The organism is Ruegeria sp. AO1, from assembly GCF_056535985.1.
This window is the reverse complement of the sequence record NZ_JBQFJC010000001.1, coordinates 3,500,419-3,523,579: the sequence shown is the minus strand read 5'-3', so window position 1 is coordinate 3,523,579 and position 23,161 is coordinate 3,500,419. Positions and strand designations below refer to the sequence as shown.

Annotated in this window: 24 protein-coding genes; 11 read left to right on the top strand and 13 right to left on the bottom strand. The window is 59.9% G+C overall.

What is annotated here, in order from left to right:
- The first annotated feature begins 114 nt into the window (after nucleotides 1-114).
- Nucleotides 115-1,083: a glycosyltransferase family 2 protein gene (locus tag ACR3FB_RS17520; RefSeq protein WP_480566347.1), complete on the top strand. Its 969-nt coding sequence runs from the start codon at nucleotides 115-117 to the stop codon at nucleotides 1,081-1,083.
- A gap of 3 nt (nucleotides 1,084-1,086) precedes the next feature.
- Here the strand turns inward: ACR3FB_RS17520 and ACR3FB_RS17515 are convergent, their stop codons facing one another.
- From ACR3FB_RS17515 to ACR3FB_RS17480, 8 genes are all read right to left on the bottom strand, one after another.
- Nucleotides 1,087-3,330, bottom strand: coding sequence for a glycosyltransferase family 2 protein (locus tag ACR3FB_RS17515; protein ID WP_480566346.1), 2,244 nt, complete (start codon nucleotides 3,328-3,330; stop codon nucleotides 1,087-1,089).
- Complete coding sequence (locus tag ACR3FB_RS17510) at nucleotides 3,330-4,370, bottom strand: glycosyltransferase family 2 protein (RefSeq protein ID WP_480566345.1); 1,041 nt, start codon at nucleotides 4,368-4,370, stop codon at nucleotides 3,330-3,332. The genes ACR3FB_RS17515 and ACR3FB_RS17510 overlap by 1 nt, the downstream gene beginning before the upstream one ends.
- Nucleotides 4,371-4,558: 188 nt before the next feature.
- Nucleotides 4,559-5,026, bottom strand: coding sequence for an Hsp20 family protein (locus ACR3FB_RS17505; protein ID WP_480566344.1), 468 nt, complete (start codon nucleotides 5,024-5,026; stop codon nucleotides 4,559-4,561).
- A gap of 126 nt (nucleotides 5,027-5,152) precedes the next feature.
- Entirely contained in the window at nucleotides 5,153-5,968 is an 816-nt protein-coding gene (locus ACR3FB_RS17500) for a trypsin-like serine peptidase (RefSeq protein WP_480566343.1), read from the bottom strand.
- Entirely contained in the window at nucleotides 5,965-6,756 is a 792-nt protein-coding gene (locus ACR3FB_RS17495; protein WP_480566342.1) for a trypsin-like serine peptidase, read from the bottom strand. The genes ACR3FB_RS17500 and ACR3FB_RS17495 overlap by 4 nt, the downstream gene beginning before the upstream one ends.
- Nucleotides 6,757-6,875: 119 nt before the next feature.
- On the bottom strand, nucleotides 6,876-8,195 hold the full coding sequence (glcF, locus tag ACR3FB_RS17490) for a glycolate oxidase subunit GlcF (RefSeq protein WP_480566341.1): 1,320 nt from the start codon (nucleotides 8,193-8,195) through the stop codon (nucleotides 6,876-6,878).
- Between the two features lie 4 nt (nucleotides 8,196-8,199).
- A complete protein-coding gene (locus ACR3FB_RS17485) occupies nucleotides 8,200-9,300 on the bottom strand; it encodes an FAD-binding protein (RefSeq protein WP_480566339.1) in 1,101 nt (366 codons plus the stop codon).
- Between the two features lie 63 nt (nucleotides 9,301-9,363).
- The gene (locus ACR3FB_RS17480) at nucleotides 9,364-10,803 is read right to left on the bottom strand and encodes an FAD-linked oxidase C-terminal domain-containing protein (RefSeq protein WP_480566338.1); all 1,440 of its coding nucleotides are present in this window, start codon (nucleotides 10,801-10,803) and stop codon (nucleotides 9,364-9,366) included.
- 81 nt (nucleotides 10,804-10,884) lie between these two features.
- Between ACR3FB_RS17480 and ACR3FB_RS17475 the strand changes: the two genes are divergently transcribed.
- A complete protein-coding gene (locus ACR3FB_RS17475; RefSeq protein WP_480566337.1) occupies nucleotides 10,885-11,595 on the top strand; it encodes a DUF599 domain-containing protein in 711 nt (236 codons plus the stop codon).
- A 35-nt stretch (nucleotides 11,596-11,630) separates the two neighbouring features.
- Nucleotides 11,631-11,978 carry a hypothetical protein gene (locus ACR3FB_RS17470; RefSeq protein WP_480566336.1) on the top strand — a complete coding sequence of 116 codons (348 nt, stop codon included), beginning with the start codon at nucleotides 11,631-11,633 and terminating at the stop codon, nucleotides 11,976-11,978.
- Between the two features lie 3 nt (nucleotides 11,979-11,981).
- Here the strand turns inward: ACR3FB_RS17470 and ACR3FB_RS17465 are convergent, their stop codons facing one another.
- Genes ACR3FB_RS17465 through rsfS form a run of 3 tightly spaced genes read right to left on the bottom strand, consistent with a single transcriptional unit; the run spans nucleotide 11,982 to nucleotide 13,354 of the window.
- Nucleotides 11,982-12,467 carry a flavodoxin family protein gene (locus ACR3FB_RS17465; RefSeq protein ID WP_480566334.1) on the bottom strand — a complete coding sequence of 162 codons (486 nt, stop codon included), beginning with the start codon at nucleotides 12,465-12,467 and terminating at the stop codon, nucleotides 11,982-11,984.
- A 12-nt stretch (nucleotides 12,468-12,479) separates the two neighbouring features.
- Nucleotides 12,480-12,950, bottom strand: a complete 471-nt coding sequence (gene rlmH, locus ACR3FB_RS17460) for a 23S rRNA (pseudouridine(1915)-N(3))-methyltransferase RlmH (RefSeq protein WP_170379769.1) — start codon at nucleotides 12,948-12,950, stop codon at nucleotides 12,480-12,482.
- Between the two features lie 44 nt (nucleotides 12,951-12,994).
- Entirely contained in the window at nucleotides 12,995-13,354 is a 360-nt protein-coding gene (rsfS, locus tag ACR3FB_RS17455; RefSeq protein ID WP_170379770.1) for a ribosome silencing factor, read from the bottom strand.
- A 230-nt stretch (nucleotides 13,355-13,584) separates the two neighbouring features.
- Between rsfS and ACR3FB_RS17450 the strand changes: the two genes are divergently transcribed.
- The 6 genes from ACR3FB_RS17450 to ACR3FB_RS17425 all read left to right on the top strand — a co-directional run bounded on the left by ACR3FB_RS17450 (nucleotide 13,585) and on the right by ACR3FB_RS17425 (nucleotide 18,568).
- Nucleotides 13,585-13,692: an isopropylmalate isomerase gene (locus ACR3FB_RS17450; protein WP_152611973.1), complete on the top strand. Its 108-nt coding sequence runs from the start codon at nucleotides 13,585-13,587 to the stop codon at nucleotides 13,690-13,692.
- A gap of 43 nt (nucleotides 13,693-13,735) precedes the next feature.
- A complete protein-coding gene (gene leuC, locus ACR3FB_RS17445; RefSeq protein ID WP_480566333.1) occupies nucleotides 13,736-15,139 on the top strand; it encodes a 3-isopropylmalate dehydratase large subunit in 1,404 nt (467 codons plus the stop codon).
- A gap of 37 nt (nucleotides 15,140-15,176) precedes the next feature.
- Nucleotides 15,177-15,731 (top strand): HdeD family acid-resistance protein, encoded by a 555-nt coding sequence (locus ACR3FB_RS17440; protein ID WP_480566332.1) that lies wholly within the window; start codon nucleotides 15,177-15,179, stop codon nucleotides 15,729-15,731.
- Nucleotides 15,732-15,773: 42 nt separating this feature from the next.
- Nucleotides 15,774-16,379: a 3-isopropylmalate dehydratase small subunit gene (gene leuD / locus ACR3FB_RS17435; RefSeq protein WP_170472726.1), complete on the top strand. Its 606-nt coding sequence runs from the start codon at nucleotides 15,774-15,776 to the stop codon at nucleotides 16,377-16,379.
- Nucleotides 16,380-16,712: 333 nt separating this feature from the next.
- A complete protein-coding gene (locus tag ACR3FB_RS17430; protein WP_170379780.1) occupies nucleotides 16,713-17,543 on the top strand; it encodes a hypothetical protein in 831 nt (276 codons plus the stop codon).
- Complete coding sequence (locus ACR3FB_RS17425) at nucleotides 17,540-18,568, top strand: endonuclease/exonuclease/phosphatase family protein (protein ID WP_480566331.1); 1,029 nt, start codon at nucleotides 17,540-17,542, stop codon at nucleotides 18,566-18,568. The genes ACR3FB_RS17430 and ACR3FB_RS17425 overlap by 4 nt, the downstream gene beginning before the upstream one ends.
- A 5-nt stretch (nucleotides 18,569-18,573) precedes the next feature.
- Here ACR3FB_RS17425 and ACR3FB_RS17420 read toward each other — a convergent pair whose 3' ends face one another.
- A complete protein-coding gene (locus ACR3FB_RS17420; protein WP_425084764.1) occupies nucleotides 18,574-19,101 on the bottom strand; it encodes a redoxin domain-containing protein in 528 nt (175 codons plus the stop codon).
- Between the two features lie 91 nt (nucleotides 19,102-19,192).
- On the opposite strand from ACR3FB_RS17420, the gene leuB reads away from it, so the two are divergent.
- Nucleotides 19,193-20,296: a 3-isopropylmalate dehydrogenase gene (gene leuB, locus ACR3FB_RS17415; protein ID WP_480566330.1), complete on the top strand. Its 1,104-nt coding sequence runs from the start codon at nucleotides 19,193-19,195 to the stop codon at nucleotides 20,294-20,296.
- A gap of 73 nt (nucleotides 20,297-20,369) precedes the next feature.
- On the opposite strand, the gene ACR3FB_RS17410 is transcribed toward leuB, so the two are convergent.
- Complete coding sequence (locus ACR3FB_RS17410; RefSeq protein ID WP_170555189.1) at nucleotides 20,370-22,556, bottom strand: PBP1A family penicillin-binding protein; 2,187 nt, start codon at nucleotides 22,554-22,556, stop codon at nucleotides 20,370-20,372.
- A 259-nt stretch (nucleotides 22,557-22,815) separates the two neighbouring features.
- On the opposite strand from ACR3FB_RS17410, the gene ACR3FB_RS17405 reads away from it, so the two are divergent.
- On the top strand, nucleotides 22,816-23,154 hold the full coding sequence (locus ACR3FB_RS17405) for a P-II family nitrogen regulator (RefSeq protein ID WP_170379789.1): 339 nt from the start codon (nucleotides 22,816-22,818) through the stop codon (nucleotides 23,152-23,154).
- Nucleotides 23,155-23,161 lie beyond the last annotated feature (7 nt).

The following is a 23,161-nucleotide window of genomic DNA, read 5'->3' as shown; positions in this document are numbered from 1 at the left end:
CCGCCAGATTACGCAGCAGGCGCGAATAGTTGGCCGGGCGTGACCTTGCTGCATCCCGTTTTGCGCCGCATAGACAAGACCCAGGCGCCAAAGCAGGCAAGCGAGCAGACAGTCATGAGCAATGAGACTTATACAGTCGTCTCCACGATGAAAAACGAAGGCCCCTACATCATTGATTGGGTGGCGCATTACAAAACGCTGGGCTTTGACCATATTCTGGTCTGCACGAATGACTGCACCGATCCCACCGTCGAAATCCTTGTGCGCCTACAAGAGATGGGGCTGGTCACCCAGCACAACACAATCATTCGCAGTGGCGGGATTCACCGTTCGGCCCTGCGGCAGGCCTCGCGCCGCTACGACATCGTGATGGACGCCAAATGGGTCTTTGTCTGCGATGTGGATGAGTACCTGAATATCCATATGGGCGATGGCTCGGCCCGTGCGCTGGTCGAAGGGTCCGGTGCGGATGCGGATGTGATCTCTGTGCCTTGGCGGATATTCGGCCCAGACCACATCGAACGGTTCGACGATGCGCCCGTTACCCAGCAATTCACCATGGGCGAATTCGAATGGGACGCAAAGGATCGTCCCAAAACCGGTAAATTCGTCAAGTCCCTCTACACCAACCAGCACAAATTCAAGCGGATGGGCCTGCATGCGCCGGTGTCTCTGGATGAGCATATCCCGGACACGAAACGAGTTTTGCCCGGTGGCGGGGACTATGTCATCGACGGTAAGCGCACCGAGAACCCGCCCCTGTTTACCCATGCGCAGGTCAACCACTATGCGTTGCGCTCAATGGAGAGTTTTCTGATCAAACGCGCGCGCGGACGGGCGAACCACAGCCACCACGTGCTGGGCATGGAATACTGGGACAGGTTCAACCTCAACGACGAGAAAGACACCTCGATCGAGCGCTACGCCCCGCAAAGCAACAAGCTGGCGGATGAGTTGAAATCTGACCCGGTTTTGGGCGATCTGCATGCACGGGCGGTGGAATGGCACCGGCGCAAGGCAGCCTCAATGAAGCTGGATCCGGAAATGGATGAGCTGGTCAAGGGGCTGAAAGCCGCGCTTTAGGCTCTAATGTTGGGTTTCCCCGTCATGATCGACGGTAAAGAACCAATCCTTGTCGGGGTCACGCTCCAGCACGTCATCTGGAATGGATGAGGGGCCTTTGAGGAACACGTTCGCCCCGAAATGCCGGTGCAGGCGCGCAAGCTTTTCCAGACGCGCGCCTGTCAGTTCGGCGTAGAAAGCGGCGTAGTTCGGTGTGGCCTTCAGTTCCGCGATCTTGGCACGGTGGCAATCTACCGAATGGGCATGCGCGGCGGCGATCTCGGGATCGCTGAGCAGGCGGTCCAGTTCGGCCTGCATTGCTGGCACCATACGCGCGATGGAATGATCCTCGGCGTAGTTGTTGTTCATGCGGAACCAGTAGGCGAGGCCCTGATCCCGCTCAACATGGTTCACCCGGCCCCTGTCGCGCTTGACCAGAAAGCTCTCGGCCGAGCGGACGGCGTAGTGGTTCAGTTGCACCAGATCATAGCCATAGGTGTTTATCGTGGACCGCCAGCCATTGCGAAACATCGAGCGCGGCATCGGCGCACCGGACCCGTTGACCCAGTTGATCTCCTCCCACAATTGCGGATTGAGGCCCTTGGGGCGATGCACGCCGAGCTTTCGGAACAGGCCGATATTGCGGAACAGCGTCTTGAATCCCCAGGCCTGATGCGGCTTGCGGGCATATTCCGGGGCGCAGCGCTGGAACTGTTCGATTATGGGCCTGTCCTCGAACCCGTGTAGGTCTCCGTTACCGAACAATCGCCAGGTCATCGCGATCATGTTGGCGTCAGGCACGGCGGCAAACAGCGCGTCCAGAGTGCCGTCGCCGCATTTGATGTTCACGTATTCATCCACATCAATGCAGGCGACCCACGTGGCGTCTTTGACGATCTGCTCATCATCTGCGGAATGCAGGGCCGCGTGCTGCGGGCGCATGTCCATCTGACGGAACGGGTTGTCGCGATGCTGAACCAGGCCTTTGCTTTGCAGCATCTCCAGCATCGTATCAGTGCCGTCGGTGCAGTCATTGGTGTAGATCAGGAAATCATCGAACCCGATGGCCCGGTGATAGGCGAGCCATTCCAGAATGAACGGGCCTTCGTTCTTCATCGTGGTCACGATGGCACAGCGTCCGCGCCCTGTTTCCTTTGAGGTGACCTCCAACTCGGGCATCCGCACCGGTTTGTGCCCCCAGGTCGTGGTGGACAAATGCAACAGCGGCTCATGCTCGATCAGAGAGGTCTTTGGCACGATTTTCGAGATCGAGCGTGTCGGGTGTCGCAAAAGCATATGGCGGTAAAACCCCATAGTTAGGGTCGAATCCGGGCGCGCATTTCCGACCCGGACCAACCGCCAGACCGCATCAGGGGCAGACTTGGCCGGCGCGATGCACCAGCGCTGCCGACCGCCCGTGGCATCGAACTGCACACAGATATGATCACCGAAATGCGCCTTTTGTCCCGCACGCACGCGCCACGGATAGCAATGCCGTCCGAACAACGCGATCAGTCCACCCTCGGATGCAACGGCTGCGTCGAAGACGAATGTATCTGTTTCGACCATCAGATCATGCACGTCGATATTTGCCACGGCGCGCGCCTGCGCCAGAAACCGTGTGCGCAAGATCTCATAGACCGAAAACGCGCCAAGCGGGCTGTCCCATGGGCTAGGGGGCGGGACCTCCATCCGGTCCTTGCCCGGAGACTCGCTAACGCAAAACGGGTGCGCCTCGGGTGGCAGGTCGGGTTTGCCCAGCGGCACCGGGCTTTGGACCAGAACCACCTGACAGGGCAAGGCATGGCTTTCCAGACACTCGCGAAGCGCGACGGCAAACCCATCCTCGGCACCGGGAGGAGCACGGTCGAGGATCACGGCAGCCTCAAGCCCCTGTGTTTCAATGTGGTAGGCCAACCACTCCAACACGATCCCAGCGCTTTCGCCGTTGCGTTGAGCGATGAACGCATTCTGCCCCTCAAACAGCGCGCATTCCGAGGGCGCACAGTTCAGATCAAAAGCCTCCCCGCAGATCGTAAATCGAGGGTGGGCGTCCTGCGGCAAGCGATATCGCAGAATGCGCGCGTCGCCCACGGCGCCTGCCTCCTCAGCTACGCTGCCCTTAGGGGGGATGACTTCCTCAGCCGCAATCAAACGATCAAAGAACAACGTGACGGCCTGCGCGCCATCGTCCTGATGCACGACCGCATCGAGCAGGATCGCGACACCCAAATCCTGACCTGCAAGCTGCCGTTCGATCAGCCCCATCACTCGGCCGCCTTTGACAAAAGCGAGACCTGTCGGGCAACAAACGCAGCCCCCTCTTGAGCGGAGGGCGGGATGCTGTTGACAAGCCCGAGGCGGAACTCCAGCCGTACGGCCTCGATATCTTGCTGCAAAGCCGCATAGGCGGCACGGTGCCAGTTCAGGCAGGCCTCATGCGCGGCGGCTACGCCGGGCAGGTCCATCAGATCGGCACAAACAGCCCGGGTCGCTTTCATCATTGCGGAAATGCTTGTCTCTTTGACCGTGTTCCAATTGCGCTCGGCCCAATAGGTCATCCCGATCTCGCGGTCCGTGTGGTTCGGCAAACCGCGTGCGCGTTTAACCATGAACTCTTCGCGCGAGCGCAGGGCATAGTGGTTCAACCAGACCTGACGCGCGCCCATAGGCAGACCATAGAGCGAAATCGCGCCATCATTCCCCGCGAAACCCGCAGGCAAGTCCGCCCCATCCGGGCCGATCCAGCGCGCGGGTTTTGATGGTTTGCTGCGGGGCCGATGCACCCCCAGCTTTTGAAACGCCGCCGGGCGGTGGAGCGTTTTGAACAGGTGGCCGAGGGGAAAATGCAGATCCTTCGGCGCGGCTTGCGTAAACCTCTCGGGCGTCAGACCTCTGTCACGCTTCACTTGACCGCCCGCGCCAAAGAACCGCCACGGCAGGGCAAGGGCATCGAAGAGCCCTGATGCTGCCTCGAACCGGGTCAGGAGATCGAGCAGCGAAGCGTCCTGCAGGCACAAGAATTCGTCACAATCGAAAAACAGCGCCCAATCGGCCGAAGCGTAAGCTGGGTGATCCGAGGCCAGTTTCAACGCCTGCCACTGCACCGCCTTGTTGCCTTTGGGGGTGAAGGGCAGATGATCAATCCGCACATCCTGGGCCAGCGCCCGCAACAACGTATCCGACCCATCCGAGCAATCGTGGCTCAGCACCAGAAACCGGTCGACTCCCGCCGCAAGGTGATGAGCCAGCCATTCCACCAGAAACGGCCCGTCATCCTTCTGACATGTGATGCCCAATAGGGTCATGCATGACCTCTGACTGCTCTTGGTCTTTTCATCCACTTATAGGCAGATCGGAACAGGAAAGCCACGCGGTTGATCAGGGAATGGTTCCCTTGAGCAGCGCAAAAAACAACGCCCCGCGTCTGGAGGAACGCGGGGCGGGTGTTGCGGCAGTCAGGGAGGAGGAGACCGCCGCAGGAACTTAAGGCGCGTTAGTTCACGGCCTTGGCATCAACCACATCTTTTTCGATGACCTTGCCCGAGGAAATCTGAATCCGGCGCGGTTTCAGCGCTTCGGGCACTTCGCGCTTGAGGTCGATGTTCAGCATGCCGTTCTCATGGCTGGCACCTGTCACGCGGACATGGTCGGCCAGAGCAAAGCGGCGCTCAAACGCACGAGTGGCGATACCGCGGTGCAGATAGCTGCGGTCCTTGTCCTCGGCGGCTTTCTTGCCAGCCACGATCAGTGCGTTTTCCTTCACTTCGACGGACAGATCTTCTTCGGAAAAACCGGCGACAGCGACGGAAATCCGATAGGTGTCGGCGTCGGTTTTTTCGATGTTATATGGGGGATAGCTGGGCTGTGCCACGTCGTTGGTCAGAACGCGGTCCATCATGTCGGCGATCTGGTCAAAACCAATGGTGGCGCGGTGCAGCGGTGCAAAATCAAATGTACGCATGTGTCGTTATCCTCATCCTAGAGCGATTTACGATGTTCAGCCCTCCGATCTGGACGGGCCTTGGGTTATACCGGACCCCGTTGTGGCGATCCGATACAAATCAAATGGGTAACGATTTGGGTAAGTTCAACCCCCGCCCGAGCTGATGAATTTCGCGCCCGATCCGGACTTGCCCGAACCCACCTGCAATCTGCGGATATTGGCTTTGGGTTGGGGTACATCCCGCCGCATGATCGCCTTGAGTTCGGAGACGACCGGAGACAGTTCCATCCCGAAGCCGATCTTGCGCCCCCCGCTCTCGCCAATGGCGGAGACAACCGACAAAATCTGCCAGCGCGACCCGTTTTTGGTCAGAACAGCCGACCCCGATGAGCCAAAGGTGACATCGCAATCAAAGGTGATCAGCCCGTCTCGCCGATCTAGGATTCGACAGGATTTTTCGCGTGTTATGGCCTCGGACCGTCCTCGACCGTAAGAAGCGACACTGAGTTCGGAGCCGATGACGGGCCCCTTATACAGGACAAACGGATCGGCAATCGAATAGGGGATCGGTTCCTCCAGCCGCATCAGCGCCACGTCTTCGCGCACACCTTGGTTCGACAGAGGGTCATTGGTCCCATAGCTTGGAAGCGTGGCAATCTGAACCACCTTGCGCTCGGCCAGGGCGACGCCATTGCTCAGCCCAGCGCGGAACGTCACCTCGCCCGGCTCATAGGCCTGTCCGGTGCGTTTGTCCAATGCACAATGGGCGGCTGTCAGCACCATGTCCTGCGCTATCAGCGTCCCCGTACAGAAGGACCGTTTGCCCACATCAAGCCGGCCGATCGCCTCCCACCCGTAGAGGTCATCGCGATCCGTCAGTGTGCGTTTGTTGCTTTGGGCCTGCGCCGCCGTGGCCACCAAAGAGGCGCACAGGACGAAAAGGGCAAAGGCATTCCTCATGGCCGGATAAACCTTGCCCCGACATTCTTGCCAGACCCGGAGCTGCCCGAAGACAGGCCAAACCCATTGCCATTGGACAGTTCCGCCTGCAACAGCTGCAGCGATCCATCCAGCGCGGTGCCCAATGATACGTTTTCCCCGTTAAGCTCGGCTTTGGCCGACACCACAGATACGATTCGCGGACGCTCACCACTCAGAGAGAAAATCGGCGCGCCAGAGGCCCCGAAATCAACGTCGCAGGACATTACCAAAACACCACGGTGCCCAGCCATGACCGAGCAAACCTGCTGCAGCGACGGGGCCTCGGCCCGGTCATGCGCGTAAGACACGACACCCACCTGCTCGCCTTGGTCGGGGCGTGCACCGGTCTCAAAAGGAATAACGGTGGTGTTTCGAACCGGCTGCCAGAGCTCAATCAACGCCAGATCATAGCGGACACGGTCGCTGGTGGCCCTGCCATTGTATACATATTTCGGATGAATCACGGCCTGACGCGCCGGACGATAGGCCGAAGCGCTCCCACGTCGCCAACCCGCCAGAAACTCGATCCGCGACGGGTCGATTCGCTTCTTGGTATGTTTTTCGAACAGGCAATGCGCGGCGGTCAGCACCAGAGTGGGTGAGATCAACGCGCCGGTACAAAACCCGGTGCCGTCAATATCCAGCCGCCCCACGGCCATCCATTGCCGCCCGGAATCCGACGTCTCGAGGCTTTTCAGCCCGGTATCCTGCGCCGAGGCGGCCATTGGCAGCACACTCAGCGCGATGGCCTTGATCCAGTTGCGCACGCGGTTCTCCGGCTATCCGTTCCGGTCAACTGTTCTACGGGTCGCGTGGGGCGAAAATAGGGCAGGTCGGCTTGGCGGAAATTTCCTGTTCAACTGATGCCAAGGCGCATCATCGCTGCCTAGCGCAAAATAGGCACCTCTGAGGTCGCCCTGCCCGTCTGCAAACCACGAGGTTTCGGGCCTCCGGTGGCCCAATCCAGCAGCTCGACCGTATGAACGATCGGCAGCTCGGTCCCCGATCCGATCTGCATCATGCAGCCGATATTCCCCGCAGCGATCAGGTCGGGCTTTTTCGCCTCAAGCGTTCGCACCTTGCGCTGTTTCAGCTGGCCCGAGATCTCGGGCTGCATCAGGTTATACGTGCCCGCACTGCCGCAACACAGATGGCTGTCAGCGGGTTCAACAACCTTGAAGCCAGCGCTTTTCAGCAGCTCCTTCGGGTAGGTCTTGATCTGCTGCCCGTGTTGCAGCGAACACGCCGCGTGATAGGCCACGGTCAGCCCTTGATCCGACTGCTCGGGCAGATCCAATTGCATCAGGACCTCACTGACATCCATCGCAAGGGCCGACACCCGTGCCGCGTCCTGTGCCAGAGGGTCATTTCGGAACATGTGCCCATAGTCCTTGACCGTCGTCCCACAGCCCGAGGTGTTAATGACGATGGCGTCCAGCCCATCCCCATCCATTTCACGCACCCAAGCACGGATATTGCTTGCAGCCGCCGCGTGGCTCTGCTTGCTTTTGCCCATGTGGTGGGTCAGCGCACCACAACATCCGGCCCCTTCGGCGACAACCACCTCGCATCCCAACCTGGTCAGAAGACGGATCGTTGCGTCGTTGATATCGGTGTTCAAAGCCTTTTGCGCACAGCCCGTCATCAAGGCCACTCGCTTTTTGCGCGGTGTTTTGGGCGCAAAGCTCTGCGGGTCGTCATTGCGACTGACCGGAGGGATATGTTTTGGCGCCATATCCAGCATCGCCCGCAGCCGAGCATCCGGCATCAGAAACCGGAACGGACGCCCCAGCTTGGCCCCGATCAAGGCCCAGCGAAACCGCATCGGATAGGGCAAGATCTGCGCCAGAACCCAGCGCAGCACACGATCCGACAATGGGCGCTTGTAGTTGTTCTCAATATACACGCGCGCGTGATCGACCAGATGCATGTAGTGCACGCCTGACGGGCAGGTCGTCATACAGGCCAGGCAGGACAGGCAACGGTCGATATGTTTGACCGTCTTCTCGTCCGGTACACGCTCATTCTCAAGCATATCCTTGATCAGGTAGATACGGCCGCGCGGGCTGTCCAACTCATCGCCCAGCACCTGATAAGTGGGGCACGTCGCGGTGCAAAACCCGCAATGAACACAGCTGCGCAGGATCTCGTTCGCGCGTTGAATGCCTGGATCCTGCAACTGTTCTTCGGTGAAAGTCGTCTGCATCGGCCTACCCCATCAATCCCGGATTAAACAGGGCCCGCGGATCGAAGCGCTGCCGCAAACCATGGCTGAGGGCTGCAACCGGTGCGGGCTCCGGTTGGAAACGGCCCAGAGCCTCAACGGTCTCGGGTTTCGCCCGCACAATAGAGGCGTGGCCCTGAAAACCGCCAAGACGCGCGCGAACATCGGTTCCCTCATCCACCAACGCCCAGATCAAACCGCCACCCCAATCGAGCAGGAGTTTATTCGCCTCAAGCCGCGCAGTGATTTCCGGTGCATCGCTGGGCTTGACCGAGATACGCCAGACATCGCCCTCTTTCCCCGCGAACGGGGTCACGTCCCGGATCGCGCGCCACGTCGTATCTGAATCCTCAACAACGGCGACCTCGCCAAACCCGGACAGCACGTCCTGCAAACGTTCGACACGATACGCAACCGAGTCCGCAAATCCCTCAACCCGCAGCAATGCTTGACCTGTTTCGGGGGCAAAGGCAGCCCCGCTCACCTCATAAGGCGACCGCAATGCGGCAGACAGAACCTCAACCGCGCCCGAGGCATGGGCAACCGGCACACCCAGGGTCACGACCGCTTCGGGTTTCGGCAACACTTTCAACGACACTTCGGTCAGCACCCCCAGCGTCCCCCAGGAGCCTGCCATCAGCTTGACCAGATCATAGCCGGTGACATTCTTCATCACCCGCCCGCCATTCTTCACGACCTGCCCTTGCCCGTCGACATACCACACGCCCAGCAGAAAATCCCGACACGCGCCGGCCTGCACCCGCCGTGGCCCCGAGATGTTGGCGGCAACAACCCCACCAATCGTCGGCTCACCCGAGGTGTCCAGCAGCGCGCGGTAGTCCGCCGGCTCGAACGCCAGTTGCTGACCTTCGGCCTCCAGCGCGGCGTCTATCTCGGCCACCGGAGTTCCCACCTGCGCAACCAAAGTCAGCGCGCCGGGTTCATAGAGCGATATCCCACGCAACCCATCCACATTCAAAACCGCCCCCGGGCCATCCACCCCGCGCGTCCCGCCACCTGCAATACGCACCGGCCCCTGCAACCCGGCCACGATCTCGGCCAGTTCCGCCTCTGTCTCAGGTCTCATATCACTTCTTCTGTTCCAAAACACCTCGGGGGAGTCGCGCCTGCGCGACGGGGGCAGAGCCCCCTATTCCGCAGCCATCCGGCGCGCCTGTGACACGTCCAACGGAAACACCTTGGCCGGGTTCAGCAACCACTGCGGGTCGAACACATCCTTCACCGCCATCTGCGCCTCAAGATCTGCCGCGCTATATTGATGCGACATCAGATCCCGTTTCTCGATGCCCACCCCGTGCTCTCCGGTCAGGCAACCGCCCACATCTACGCAAAGCTTCAGGATATCGGCGCCAAACGCCTCACATTTCTCCAGATCACCGGGCTTATTGGCATCAAACAGGATCAGAGGGTGCATATTGCCGTCGCCCGCGTGGAAAACGTTGCCGACGGGCAGGCCATAATCCTCGCTCAACTCTCCGATGCGGCGCAAAACCTGTGGCAGCGCCGAGACCGGGATTGTGCCGTCCAAGCACATGTAATCGTTCATCTGCCCCATCGCACCAAAGGCCGATTTCCGACCCAGCCAGATCTTGGCGCTTTCTTCAGCCGACTGGCTTTCACGCAGTTCCACCGGATTGTGGCGCTTGGCGATTTCGACGATCTTCGAAAGCTGATAGTCAATCTCGGCATCCGAGCCTTCGACCTCGACAATCAGCAGCGCGTGGCAATCGGGGTAGCCGGCATGGGCGAAATTCTCACACGCCCTGATGCAGAGCGTATCCATGAATTCGATCGCAACCGGCAAAATACCTGACTTGATGATGTCCGAGACACATTGACCGGCCACCTCATTGTCATCGAACCCCATCAGAACAGGCCGCGCGCCTTCTGGTTTGCGCAGGATCCGCAGCGTCGCCTCGGTCACGACGCCAAGCTGCCCTTCCGAGCCGCAGATAACCCCCAACAGGTCTAGCCCGCCGGAGTCCAGATGCGCGCCGCCGATCTCGACCACGCTGCCATCCATCATCACCATGGTCACGCCCAACAGGTTGTTGGTGGTCACACCGTATTTCAGGCAATGCGCCCCGCCCGAATTCATCGCGATGTTCCCCGCAATTGCACAGGCAAGCTGGGATGATGGATCGGGCGCGTAGAAGAAATCCTCCTCTTCAACCGCGCCGGTCACGCTCAGATTGGTGCGGCCGGTCTGAACGCGGATGAAGCGGTTGTCATAGTCCGTCTCCAACACGTCATTCATGCGCGCCACGCCAAGGATCACACAATCCGCCGTCGGCAGCGCCCCTCCAGCCAACGAAGTCCCTGAACCGCGCGGGACCACCGGCACGCCTTCGTCATGGCAAATACGCAGCACGTCCGAGGCCTCCTGCGTGGTCGATGGCAGCACCGCCAGCATGGGCGGGCAACGATACGCGGTCAGCGCATCACACTCATAGGCCCGAGTCTCTGACGGGTCGTGAATCACCGCATCCTCAGGCAAAACCTGCAGCAATCGCGCCAGAACGGCCTGCTTTCGCGCAAGCACTTCAGGATTTGGCTGGGGCATTTCCATGGCTGATCCTCCAATTTGGTAAAATAATATTACCAATTTCTCCGTCTGGCAAGTTTTATGATCTGACCCTACTGTCGCGCCATGACCTGGATTGATCGCGCGCTTATGTTTTCGACGCTGGACTATGCGGCCGTTCTGCTTTTGCTGATGGCCTGGCAAGGGATCGGCTGGAAGATCGAACACCCCTCGCCGGGCAAACTGTCTGTCGCGATGATGATGGATGATTTCCGCCGCGGTTGGATGCACGAGATGGTCACCCGCCAGCCCCGCATGTTTGACGCACAGGTCGTTGCAGCCATGCGGCAGGGCAGCACCTTCTTCGCCTCAACCACGATGATCGCCATTGGCGGCGGGCTTGCGTTGTTGGGCAATACCGAGCAACTGGCAGGCGTCGCCAGCGATCTGGCCATCGGCAGCGCCCCTGCATTGGTGTGGGAGATCAAGATCCTCGTTGTGATCCTGTTTCTGGCAAACGCGTTTCTGAAATACGTTTGGGCGCACCGCTTGTTCGGCTACTGCGCCGTCCTGATGGCCGCCGTGCCGAATGATCCCGATGACCCGGAAGCCTACCCGCGCGCCGCGCAAGCCGCCGAGATCTGTGTGACCGCCGCCCGCAGCTTCAACCGCGCGCTCAGGGCCACCTACTTCGCGCTTGCCTCGCTCGCGTGGTTCTTAGGCCCCATCGCGTTGATCATTGGCACCGTGATCACCTTTGGTGTTCTCTACCGGCGTGAGTTCGCCTCGCATTCGCGAACGGTGCTTCTGACCTTACCCCCTGACACCAAGACGTGATCCCTATTTCGTAATCAATTCCTTAAGATCTGCCCATGCGCTACCTGATTCTGACCGCTTTCCTTGCCACGCCCGTTCTTGCCGATCCGCCGACCATCGAGAGCGTCTCGGCCAGCCGCAGCGGAGATACGTGGCGTTTTGATGTGACGATCCGGCATCCGGATACCGGATGGGATGACTACGCCGATGGTTGGCGTGTGCTGGACATGAAGGGGGCCGAACTTGGCATGCGCGTGTTGCATCACCCGCATGTGGACGAACAGCCCTTCACCCGCTCGCTGAGCGGCGTCTCGATTCCCAAAGGTATCACGCAGGTGCAGATTCAAGCCCGCGACAATGTCGGTGGTTGGAGCGAAGACACCACGATCATCGACTTGAACTGAGGATCAAAACACCCCGAGGCTCAGCCCCGCCGCCATAGCCGCGCCGATCTCGCGGCACTGATCCAGTTGGTCTTCGGGGATTGTCTTCTCAGCCAGTATCGCCTCAGGCGATTGAGCATGAGTGCAAATGATCAAAGGCGGCTGCACCTCTTTCAACCGCCAGCCGGTGGCGATGCGGGCGGTTTGGCGGGCGGCGTTCTCTCCGTCAGACCCGGCGCAGATCATCTGGGCGTAGGGGCGGCCTTCGATCCGGCCCAGAACGGGATAGTAGCTACGATCGAAGAACTCTTTCATCAGGCCCGAAATCGCGGCGAGGTTTTCGGGGGCGCAGAAAATGTAGCCGTCCGCGGCCAGCAGATCGTCGGACCCGGCCTGACCTGCGGTTCTCAGGACGATATCTGCCTCATCCCTACCGGCCTCGGCCGCTGCTTCGGCCATTTGCCGAGCACCGCCGGTGCGCGAATGATAGACAATCAGAAGCTGCGCCATGTCAGACCCGTTTCAGACCCGGTGATAGGGGCCGCCCGACAGGATGGTTGCGGCCCGATAGAGTTGCTCGGCCAACATCACACGGACCAGCATATGGGGCCAGACCATGGACCCGAATGAGATGGAAAAATCCGCCTCAGCGCGCAGTGAAGGGTCAATTCCATCTGCTCCACCGATGATCAGCGCCAAATCCTGCCGCCCGGCGTCGCGCCAGTTTCCCAGCTTTTGGGCAAAATCCGGTGAAGACATCAGCCGTCCGCGCTCATCCAGCGTACAGATCACAGCGCCTTTGGGCAGTGCCTTGCGCAGCAGACCGGCCTCGGCGCCCATCCCTGCGTTTTTCTTGTCTTCAACCTCGATCACCCGCGCAGGCCCAAGGCCCAAGCCACGGCCGGTGCGGTCGAAACGGGTCAGGTAATCGTCAAGCAGGGTCTTCTCGGGTCCGGCGCGCAATCGCCCGACCGCAACTATGCTGATACGCATATCTCTCTCGCCTCCGGCCCTTCAATAAAGGCCGGGATGGCGCCTCAGTTGGCTGAGGCGCTGCCGCCCGCAGGCTGCCACATCTTTTCCAGCTGGTAGAATTCACGCACTTCGGGGCGGAAGATATGGACGATCACGTCGCCCGTATCGATCAGCACCCAGTCGCCGGCATCCTTGCCTTCGACCTTCGAGGTGAAACCGAATTCCTGCTTGATGCGATCTGTCAGCTTTTCCGCCATGGCTGCGACCTGACGGGTCGACCGACCCGAGGCAATCACCATGTGATCCGCAACAGAAGACTTACCTTGCAGGTTGATCTGCACGACGTCTTCGGCCTTGTCGTCGGAAAGTGAGGAAAGGATACGCTCAAGCAGCTTGTCGCTGATTGACTGAGAGTGGGCCATTACACTGGCCCCGTCATCGGCGGGCAAACCCGCCTGGGTATGTAGAGACAGGACATAGTCCTCCTTTGCTGCGCGCCGTAAAACCCGGCGCAGGGTAAAATCAAGGTAGCAAGCGACCCATGACATTTCAATGAAGCAGGCCTGATGCCTCGCATGAATGTGCCCTGATGGCATCTGGGGGCCTTACAAGACCTTGATAGACTCGGCCAGTGTCTATATCTGACCGGAATATGAGACTCAATGTAGCCCAACTTCAGAATCTGGAAGACCGCGCGCGGTTGCGCGAACGGTTCTATGGGGCTGCCCGCACGGTTCTGGCCCGCCTATCGGCGGCCTAAGCCACCTCGCCAGCTATTTCTCATTACATACGGGAGAGGACCGATGTCCCCCAAAACACTCTATGACAAGATCTGGGATGCCCATGTCGCGCATGAAGCCGATGATGGTACCTGCCTGCTTTATATCGACCGCCACCTGGTTCACGAAGTCACCAGCCCGCAGGCGTTCGAAGGCCTGCGCATGGCAGGCCGTCAGGTGCGCGCACCGGAAAAGACCATCGCCGTGCCGGACCATAACGTTCCGACCACGCCTGACCGTGTGAACGGGATCGAAAACCCCGAATCGCGCATTCAGGTCGAGGCCCTGGACAAGAACGCCAAGGATTTCGGCATTCACTACTATCCTGTGCATGACGTCCGTCAGGGCATCGTCCACATCGTCGGCCCCGAGCAAGGCTGGACCCTGCCCGGCATGACCGTTGTCTGCGGCGACAGCCACACCGCCACCCATGGCGCGTTTGGCGCTCTGGCCCACGGCATCGGGACGTCCGAGGTTGAGCACGTTCTGGCCACCCAAACCCTGATCCAGAAGAAATCCAAAAACATGAAGGTCGAGATCACCGGCAAATTGCAGCCGGGCGTGACCGCGAAGGATATCACTCTGGCCGTAATTGGTGAGACCGGCACCGCTGGCGGCACCGGCTATGTCATCGAATATTGCGGCGAAGCGATCCGTGATCTTTCGATGGAAGGCCGTATGACCGTCTGCAACATGGCGATCGAAGGCGGCGCGCGCGCCGGCCTGATCGCGCCGGACGAAACCACGTTTGAATATGTCAAAGGCCGCCCGCATGCTCCGAAAGGCGCTCAGTGGGAAGCTGCGCTGGATTGGTGGAAAACGCTCTACACCGACGAAGGCGCGCATTTTGACAAGGTCATCACCCTGCGCGGCGAAGATATCGCGCCGGTCGTTACTTGGGGCACCAGCCCAGAGGACGTGCTGCCGATCACCGCAACCGTCCCGCACCCTGAGGACTTTGAAGGCGGCAAGGTCGACGCGGCCCGCCGTTCGATCGAATACATGGGTCTGGAAGCCGGTCAGAAGCTGAGCGATGTCGAAGTAGACACCGTTTTCATCGGGTCCTGCACCAACGGCCGCATCGAAGATCTGCGCGCCGCAGCGGAAATCTTGAAGGGCAAGAAGATCAAGGACGGCATGCGCGCCATGGTCGTGCCGGGTTCCGGTCTTGTCCGCGCTCAGGCCGAAGAAGAAGGCCTTGCCGAGATTTTCAAAGAGGCCGGTTTCGAATGGCGTCTGGCGGGATGCTCGATGTGTCTGGCAATGAACCCCGACCAGCTGCAACCGGGCGAGCGCTGCGCCGCGACCTCGAACCGTAATTTCGAAGGTCGTCAGGGGCGTGGTGGGCGAACTCACCTGCTGAGCCCGGCAATGGCTGCCGCTGCGGCAATCACAGGACGGCTGACAGACGTCCGTGAATTGATGTAAGGTCCCCTCATATCTAGATATTTGAGGGATTGAACAAATGAGTGACTGGATCAAATGGCTCCTGCTGGGGCTCCTATCCATAGCGTTCGGTATCTTTGTGCTGGGCGCACCTGTCGTGGCATCTGTCGCCGTGACGGTGGTAACCGGCGTGTTGCTACTGATCTCGGGCGTGCTGCAGGTTGTTGGCGGCTTCACAGTTGAAGGCGTTGGCAACAAAATCCTGTCACTCATCATGGGTGCGGTCATGCTGTTTCTGGGCTGGTCCTTTCTGGATCACCCGCTGCAGGGTACGCTTACGCTGGCGACCGTAGTGCTGATCCTGTTCATGGCAGGCGGCATCGCGCGGATCATTCTGTCGTTCCAGATGAAGGGAACGCAGTTTTTCTGGCCCACGATGATCTCAGGCATCTTGTCGATCGTCCTCGCAGGCATCATCTGGAGCTATGTCGGGCAGCAACCGCAGGCCCTGCTGAGCATTCTGGGGATCTTCCTGGGCATCGAGATGCTGTTTAACGGGTTCGGATTGGTCTTCATGGCGTTCTTCGTCAAGAACGCACCCAAAGACGAAACAACTGAAGCGAAAGAAGCTTAAACGCGAGGCACGGGCGCGGCCCTACCCCGCAGGAGTGTAGACATGGAAAAGTTTGACAAAGTCCACGGGGTGGCCGCCCCAATGCCGCTGATCAATATCGACACCGATATGATCATCCCCAAAGTTCACCTGAAGACTATCAAACGGTCCGGCCTTGGTGTCGTTCTGTTTGACGAGATGCGCTATCACGACGACGGGCAGGAGAATGAAGAGTTCGTTCTGAACAAACCCGCCTATCGCGAGGCCGAGATTCTGGTGGCCGGCGACAATTTCGGCTGCGGATCCTCGCGCGAACACGCACCTTGGGCGATCAAGGATTTCGGCATCAAGGTCGTGATCTCGACCAGCTTCGCCGACATCTTCTTCAACAACTGCTTCAAGAACGGCATTCTGCCTATCGTGGTCGAAGAAGAGCATCACGCGGTTCTGATGGATGACGCGCACAAGGGCGAAAACGCCCGCATGACCGTGCATCTGGAAGATCAGAAGATCACCACTTCGGACGGGGTTGAGATCACCTTCGACATCGACCCGCACCGCAAGCACTGCCTGCTGAACGGTCTGGACGATATCGGCCTGACGATGGAAAAAGACCATCACATCGACAAGTTCGAGGATCACGCCGGTCAGGCCCGTCCCTGGGTGTGATTCTGGGGACGAATCTGTTGATACTCAACCTAACGGAGTCGCCAAGGTGGCTCCGTTCGCATTCTTGGGGTTGAAAATCCGAGAAACACAACATGTAGGTCTCAAATTGAGATACACGTCGGATTTGCGTCGAAATTGATGCAATCCCGCACCAGTTGCGCCATCATTTTGCCCGAAATCACGTGTTATCTGCACCCTGGCTTGAGCGAATTACCGCTTATCGTCCATGTTTGGTCGAAAGAGGTATCCGTCATAAAACGCAGGCGACGGGCACAAGTTGGAATGAAGCCGACACAGAATTGGCTGGTTCCGGTTTGAAAAAGGGTTCGGATAGTGATTGCACGCACGACAGGGGCGGCGATACGTGGGATTTTGGTCGCCGTTATGGTGTTGACCCCCGCGTTGTACCTGCCAGTTTCATCGACGAACGGGACCGAGGTCATTGTCTTCCTCGCGATCCTCGCGTTCATCCTGACCTTTGCCGAATATAACTCGGCCTTCCCCAGCTTTATCGAATTCCGTGATGCGCCGCCGGTGAACCGTTTGCGCTTCGTTGGCCTGATGTCGATGGTCACGTTCCTGACGCTGATCTGCAAAAACGCCTATGCGCCGACTGAAATGACCCGCTTTTCCTACGCGATGGGCTTGTCCGTCGCGAATGTAGTCGATTTTCCCTATTCGCCGGTTCGGTTGATCGTTTTGATGCTGCCCGCAGATGCTGCCCAGCCGCTGGTTGAGCTTGTGCGTGTCGCTGCCAGCATCGCCTACATGGCCGCATTGGTGACCATCGCAAGCTTCGCCTATGCTGTGAAACTGCGCGGCTGGCCGACTGGAAACGGGGCGTTCAATGTGTGGACAAACCTGCCTCTGTTCGACCCGACCAAGGGCGGTGACGTGGTAACACGCCTGCAGCGCGATGGGCGCCTGAACATCTGCATTGGCATCCTTTTGCCCTTCCTGATCCCGGCAGTGATGAAACTGCTGACAAATGTCTTGCTCCCGATCTCGCTGAGCAACCCCCAGACCCTAATCTGGACCATGTGCGCCTGGGCCTTCCTGCCCGCAAGCATGATCATGCGCGGCATGGCGACCCTTCGGATCGCCGGGCTGATCGTCGAGAAACGCCGCGCCTATTCCACGACCGAGTCCACTCAGACCGCATGATCCGTACCCTGATCCTGCTGATGCTGCCTCTGGCCGCACAGGCAGAGACTGTGCGCGTTGCCACCTACAACACCGAACTCAGCCGTAAAGGCCCCGGGTTGCTGCTGCGTGATATTCAGCGAGATGACGATCAGGTTCAGGCCGTCGTTGACGTCTTGGTGGCCGTCCAGCCCGACATTCTGGCGTTGCAGGGGATCGATTGGGATTTGGGTGGCCAGGCGCTGGCCGCTTTGATCGACGAGCTGCGCGCGGCCGGTCTGGACTATCCACATCATTTTGCCGCGCAGCCCAATACCGGGATAGACAGCGGGCTGGACCTGGACGGAGACGAGCGCACCCAAGGACCGGGCGACTCGCAGGGTTGGGGCTTGTTTACGGGTCATGGTGGGCTGGCCGTTCTGTCCCGGTATGATATCGCACAGGACGAGACGCAGGATTTTGCGCCTCTGTTGTGGTCCGAACTTCCAGGTGCTGAACTGCCGGTCGTGAATGGCGCGCCCTACCCGTCAGCGCAGGCGCAAGCGGCGCAGAGGCTGTCCTCCACTGGGCATTGGGTGGTTCCCGTCACCACGCCTTTTGGTCATCTGAATCTGATGACCTTTCACGCCACTCCGCCGGTCTTCGACGGGCCAGAGGACCGCAACGGCCTGCGCAATCGCGATGAGATCCGGTTCTGGTCCCTGCTGCTGGACGGGCGGCTTGGCCCCGTTCCGGACGGCCCTTTTGTTATCGCAGGCGACGCCAATCTGGACCCAGGCAAGAGCGGCGGACGCACCGAGACTATCGCCGCGCTTATCTCCGATCCGCGTCTGCAGGACCCACAGCCCAAGACCGCAGAGGGCGACGCCGCAACTGTGAACTGGAAAGCCGTCGGAGAACTGAGGGTGGACTATGTCCTGCCCTCAGCTGACCTGCAGGTTGTTAACTCGGGCGTGTTCTGGCCCAGCCCCGAGGACCAGATGCGCGATACCGCGCAGCGCGCCAGCCGTCACCGGGTGGTGTGGGTAGATGTCGCTTTGCCATAAAAGGCCTAGAGCGGTCCGGTATAGGTACCACGCGCAGGATAGTTGTTTCCGAGGGTGAATTTCAGACCACCAACAATGTCCGCCATGGCCGGACGTCCAAATGGCGTTGTCTGCTGCCACGCGTAATACAGCGTCCGGTCCGTAGCGATGTAAAAATGCCCCGGCTCGGCAAAGAAAGCGGGCTCGGCACTGCCTTCACGCGCGGTTGAGATGTTCAGGCCCCAATCCTCACGCGCGGCGGCCAGAGGCAGGCTGTGCCCGACACGCAGACGGGACACACCGGCCTTTTCAGCAGCCTCGGCCGCGCGGTCGGCGGTATCGGTGGTGATCATGATGACCTCGACGCCCAGCGTGGCAAAATCATCCAGCGCCGCTTCGACCTCGGTCATCTGCTTGATACAGATCGGGCAATGCAATCCCCGATACTGGATCACCAGCGTTCCGTTTTCGCCTTTGTCGGCCTCAAGATCGAACACCCCGTGCCCGACTGTTTCAATTTTTAGGCCTGGGGCGGGATTTCCCGGTATCAACATGTATTTTCCTCGTGATTCATCCGGATCGTCTCATTGACCCGGTGCGGCGCAGACGCTAGGCCCTTTGCGACAAAACGCAAGGAGACTGTCGATGTCCAACCCCTCGCTCCTCATCCTGCCCGGAGACGGAATTGGCCCGGAAGTTATGGCCGAAGTGCGCAGAATCATCTCTTGGTTCGACACCAATCGCGGCCTTCACTTTGACGTGAGCGAGGATCTGGTCGGCGGTGCGGCCTATGACGCCCACGGCAAGCCCCTGTCGGATGAGACCATGGCCAAGGCGCAAGAGGTAGACGCGGTTCTGCTGGGCGCTGTTGGAGGCCCGAAATACGACGATCTGGACTTCAGCCTGAAGCCCGAACGCGGCTTGCTGCGTTTGCGCAAGGAGATGGACCTGTATTCGAACCTGCGCCCGGCGCAGTGCTTTGACGCGCTGGCGGATTTCTCGTCGCTGAAAACCGATGTTGTAGCCGGTCTGGATATCATGATCGTGCGCGAGCTGACCTCGGGCATCTATTTCGGCGAGCCGCGCGGCATCTTCGAGGAAGGCAATGAGCGCGTGGGCATCAACACCCAGCGCTATACCGAATCCGAGATCGAACGTGCAGCGCGCTCGGCCTTTGAACTGGCGATGCGCCGGAACAAGAAGCTGTGCTCGATGGAAAAAGCCAATGTTATGGAATCGGGCATTCTGTGGCGCGAAGTGGTGAACGAGGTCGCCAAGGATTACCCCGAAGTCGAAGTCACCCATATGTATGCCGACAACGGTGCGATGCAGCTGGTGCGGGCACCCAAACAGTTCGACGTGATCGTGACCGACAACCTGTTCGGCGACATCCTGTCGGACTGCGCCGCAATGCTGACAGGCTCGCTGGGTATGCTGCCGTCGGCGTCGCTGGGTGCCCCGATGGCCAATGGCCGCCCGAAGGCGATGTACGAGCCGGTCCACGGCTCGGCCCCCGATATCGCGGGCGAAGGCAAAGCCAACCCGATCGCCTGTATTCTCAGCTTTGCAATGGCGCTGCGCTACAGCTTTGATCAGGGGGCCGAGGCCGACCGTCTGGAAGCCGCGATTGAGAAAGTGCTGGCCGACGGCGTTCGCACCGCAGACCTGCTGGCAGATGAAGGCGTGACCCCGGTTACAACCTCGGAAATGGGCGACGCAATTCTGGCAGCGCTGGACGCCAGCGTCTGATCCCAGATCACGTTTGAATTGAAAAAGGCGGCACCTAGTGTGCCGCCTTTTTTTGTGTTTGGACCGCGGCGCTTTAGTTGCCGCCGAAGATATCCCGGATCAGGTTGTTGATGGCGCGTTCAAACCCTCCGCCCTGTTTGCGGCGGGGCTGAGGTTGCGCGACCTGCACCGGCGGCTCTGGCGCGATCATCGGCAGAGGCGTGGGCGTCATCCCTTCGGTCACGCGCAGCATCGTCTCTTTCCAGATTTCGGCCGGCAGCCCGCCTCCGGTGACACCGGACAGGGGCGTGTTGTCGTCATAGCCCATCCAGACACCGGCCACGTAGTCGGCCGTGAACCCGATGAACCACGCATCCCGCGCCGCCTGTGTTGTTCCGGTCTTGCCTGCCACCTGCCACCCCGGCAGCTGGGCGCGGCCACCTGTGCCCTCGGACACGACGCGCTCCATCATCCAGATCAGTTCCTTGGCGGCTTTGTCATTGATCACCCGCTCACCAATCCCTGTAGTCGTCACCATCACCGGGGTTTCATCGCCCAGCAGCTTCAACTCGGTCAGGCCGTAGGGTTCAACCGACGAGCCGCCGTTCAGAATACCCGCATAAGCACCCGTCATCTCGATCAGCGTGCTTTCCGATGCGCCCAACGCCAGCGCGGGGCCTTGCGCGAGATCGCTGGCGATCCCGAAACCGGTGGCGACGGTGCGCACATTGTCGAGGCCCGAAATCTCGGCCACTTTCACCGCGGGGATGTTCAGAGAGTTCTTGAGCGCATCCGCCAGCGTGACCTGCCCGTAGTATTTGTTGGTGTAGTTCTTGGGGCACCATTGACCCGATCCGGGGATGTTCACGCAGTAGGGCTCATCCATCACCGTATCATAGGGCGAATACCCAAGCTCCAGCGCAGTAGCGTAGACAAAAGGCTTGAACGACGACCCGGTCTGCCGCAGCGCCTGTGTCGCGCGGTTGAACGCGCCCGAGACGCGGGTTTTGCGGCCACCGACCATGGCGCGCACCGCCCCATCCGCCGACATCACGACAATCGCGGCCTGCGCTTTGGATCCTTCCCGGACCTTTTCCTGAAAGATGAATTGCAGCGCCTCTTCCGCCGAGGTCTGGATGCGCGGATCTAATGTCGTGCGGATCACCACATCCTCGGTGGTGTTACGGGTGAAGAACTCGGGTCCGCTGGCCATGACCCAATCGGCGAAATAGCCGCCTGCACGGGCAGCGGCGGCCTCAGACAGTTGCGCAGGACGGGCACGCGCTTCGCTGGCCTGCGCGCCGGACAGGTAGCCCTGCGCTTCCATCAGCCCAACCACAAGTCGCGCCCGATCCTGCGAGCGCTGCAGGTTGTTCGTCGGCGCATATCGCGATGGGGCCACCAAAAGCCCGGCCAACATCGCGGCTTCTGCCGGAGAGACCTCGGCCGCGGACTTTCCGAAATAGCGCTGGCTGGCCGCTTCGAACCCACGTGCACCTGCACCCAGAAACGCGCGGTTCAGGTAGATCGTCAGGATTTCGTCCTTGGAGTATTTCACCTCCATCGCCAGCGCATAAATCGCCTCTTTGCCTTTGCGCCAGAGCGAGCCCTGACGGCAATCCGCTTCATAAGCGGCCTCCGACTCCCACTCGGCAGGATCGTAAGGCACACCCAGACACAGCAGCTTGGCCGTCTGCTGCGTGATGGTCGAGCCGCCATGACCCGAGAGCGGGCCGCGCCCTTCGCTCAGGTTGATACGCACTGCGCTGGCCACACCACGTGGGCTGACGCCGAAATGACGGTAGAACCGTTTATCCTCGGTAGCGATGACCGCGTTCTTGAGGTGGGGCGAGACGGTATCGGCGGTGATCACCCCGCCGAACTGGTCTCCGCGCCAGGCAAAAACCTTGCCATCGCGGTCCAGCATCGTCACCGAGCCGCGTGCGCGACCATCCAACAAGGCATCGACATCGGGCAGCGAGGTATAGACCACCCCGACCGCCAGCGCGATCAGCATGGCGACCACGGCCCCAACGCGCCATGTCACGCCCCAGACCAGCCGCCAGATCCAGCGGAACAGACGACGGAAAAAACCTCCGCCATTGCCGCCCGACCGCTTGCGCGTTTTCTTCCGTGCCGTCTTGCGGGTCGTGGTCTTTCGGGCGGTCGACTTCTTGCCCGCAGGCTTGGCAGCCCGCTTGGTCGTCGAAGGTTTGCGCGCCTTCGAAGGGTATCTTTTATCCGCGACCAGTGTCGGTTTGCGGCGCTTGGACTCAGACATGCTCAAACTCTGCCCGTTATACTTTTGCCTCACCATACCCTGACGTCCCGCCTATGTTGAGATCCGATTTTCCGGAACTACCCTTCCCATTTTCGCCTATTTTTTAATCATCAAGCACTGTTTGTGCAAAAATTGTGCAATATAGCGTCATTTTCAGTCGGTTTCACGTCGGGGAATCGTTCCTTAACGCCCCGACACGCGCTCTTTTTCTGCACGTGCAAACAAGCCGGCCCGATCCGGAGTAGTAGAGGGGACAGACGTGAAACTGATCATTGCGACAATCAAGCCGTTCAAGCTCGAGGAGGTGCGCGAGGCACTGACCGAAGCGGGCGTACGCGGCATGATGGTGACCGAAATCAAGGGCTTCGGCTCGCAATCCGGTCACACCGAAATCTACCGTGGCGCGGAATACGCCGTGAACTTCGTACCCAAGATCAAACTTGAGATCGTGGTACCTGCAACGATGGCCGATCAGATCGTTGAGACCATCACCAACACCGCCAAGACCGGCAAGATCGGTGACGGCAAGATTTTCGTCCTCGATGTCGAGCAGGCCATGCGCGTGCGGACTGGGGAAACGAACGAAGAGGCGCTGTAAGGCGCCC

Bases quoted from the DNA above. Each gene is read 5' to 3' on its own strand.
- glcF (WP_480566341.1), bottom strand. From the start codon at position 8,195: ATGCAGACGACTTTCACCGAAGAACAGTTGCAGGATCCAGGCATTCAA.
- ACR3FB_RS17465 (WP_480566334.1), bottom strand. From the start codon at position 12,467: ATGGCGCAGCTTCTGATTGTCTATCATTCGCGCACCGGCGGTGCTCGG.
- ACR3FB_RS17410 (WP_170555189.1), bottom strand. From the start codon at position 22,556: ATGTCTGAGTCCAAGCGCCGCAAACCGACACTGGTCGCGGATAAAAGA.
- ACR3FB_RS17475 (WP_480566337.1), top strand. From the start codon at position 10,885: ATGACCTGGATTGATCGCGCGCTTATGTTTTCGACGCTGGACTATGCG.
- leuD (WP_170472726.1), top strand. From the start codon at position 15,774: ATGGAAAAGTTTGACAAAGTCCACGGGGTGGCCGCCCCAATGCCGCTG.
- leuC (WP_480566333.1), top strand. From the start codon at position 13,736: ATGTCCCCCAAAACACTCTATGACAAGATCTGGGATGCCCATGTCGCG.
- ACR3FB_RS17470 (WP_480566336.1), top strand. From the start codon at position 11,631: ATGCGCTACCTGATTCTGACCGCTTTCCTTGCCACGCCCGTTCTTGCC.
- ACR3FB_RS17450 (WP_152611973.1), top strand. From the start codon at position 13,585: ATGAGACTCAATGTAGCCCAACTTCAGAATCTGGAAGACCGCGCGCGG.
- ACR3FB_RS17420 (WP_425084764.1), bottom strand. From the start codon at position 19,101: ATGTTGATACCGGGAAATCCCGCCCCAGGCCTAAAAATTGAAACAGTC.
- ACR3FB_RS17500 (WP_480566343.1), bottom strand. From the start codon at position 5,968: ATGAGGAATGCCTTTGCCCTTTTCGTCCTGTGCGCCTCTTTGGTGGCC.
- ACR3FB_RS17485 (WP_480566339.1), bottom strand. From the start codon at position 9,300: ATGAGACCTGAGACAGAGGCGGAACTGGCCGAGATCGTGGCCGGGTTG.
- rsfS (WP_170379770.1), bottom strand. From the start codon at position 13,354: ATGGCCCACTCTCAGTCAATCAGCGACAAGCTGCTTGAGCGTATCCTT.
- rlmH (WP_170379769.1), bottom strand. From the start codon at position 12,950: ATGCGTATCAGCATAGTTGCGGTCGGGCGATTGCGCGCCGGACCCGAG.
- ACR3FB_RS17425 (WP_480566331.1), top strand. From the start codon at position 17,540: ATGATCCGTACCCTGATCCTGCTGATGCTGCCTCTGGCCGCACAGGCA.
- ACR3FB_RS17510 (WP_480566345.1), bottom strand. From the start codon at position 4,370: ATGACCCTATTGGGCATCACATGTCAGAAGGATGACGGGCCGTTTCTG.
- ACR3FB_RS17515 (WP_480566346.1), bottom strand. From the start codon at position 3,330: ATGGGGCTGATCGAACGGCAGCTTGCAGGTCAGGATTTGGGTGTCGCG.
- ACR3FB_RS17505 (WP_480566344.1), bottom strand. From the start codon at position 5,026: ATGCGTACATTTGATTTTGCACCGCTGCACCGCGCCACCATTGGTTTT.
- leuB (WP_480566330.1), top strand. From the start codon at position 19,193: ATGTCCAACCCCTCGCTCCTCATCCTGCCCGGAGACGGAATTGGCCCG.
- ACR3FB_RS17480 (WP_480566338.1), bottom strand. From the start codon at position 10,803: ATGGAAATGCCCCAGCCAAATCCTGAAGTGCTTGCGCGAAAGCAGGCC.
- ACR3FB_RS17440 (WP_480566332.1), top strand. From the start codon at position 15,177: ATGAGTGACTGGATCAAATGGCTCCTGCTGGGGCTCCTATCCATAGCG.
- ACR3FB_RS17520 (WP_480566347.1), top strand. From the start codon at position 115: ATGAGCAATGAGACTTATACAGTCGTCTCCACGATGAAAAACGAAGGC.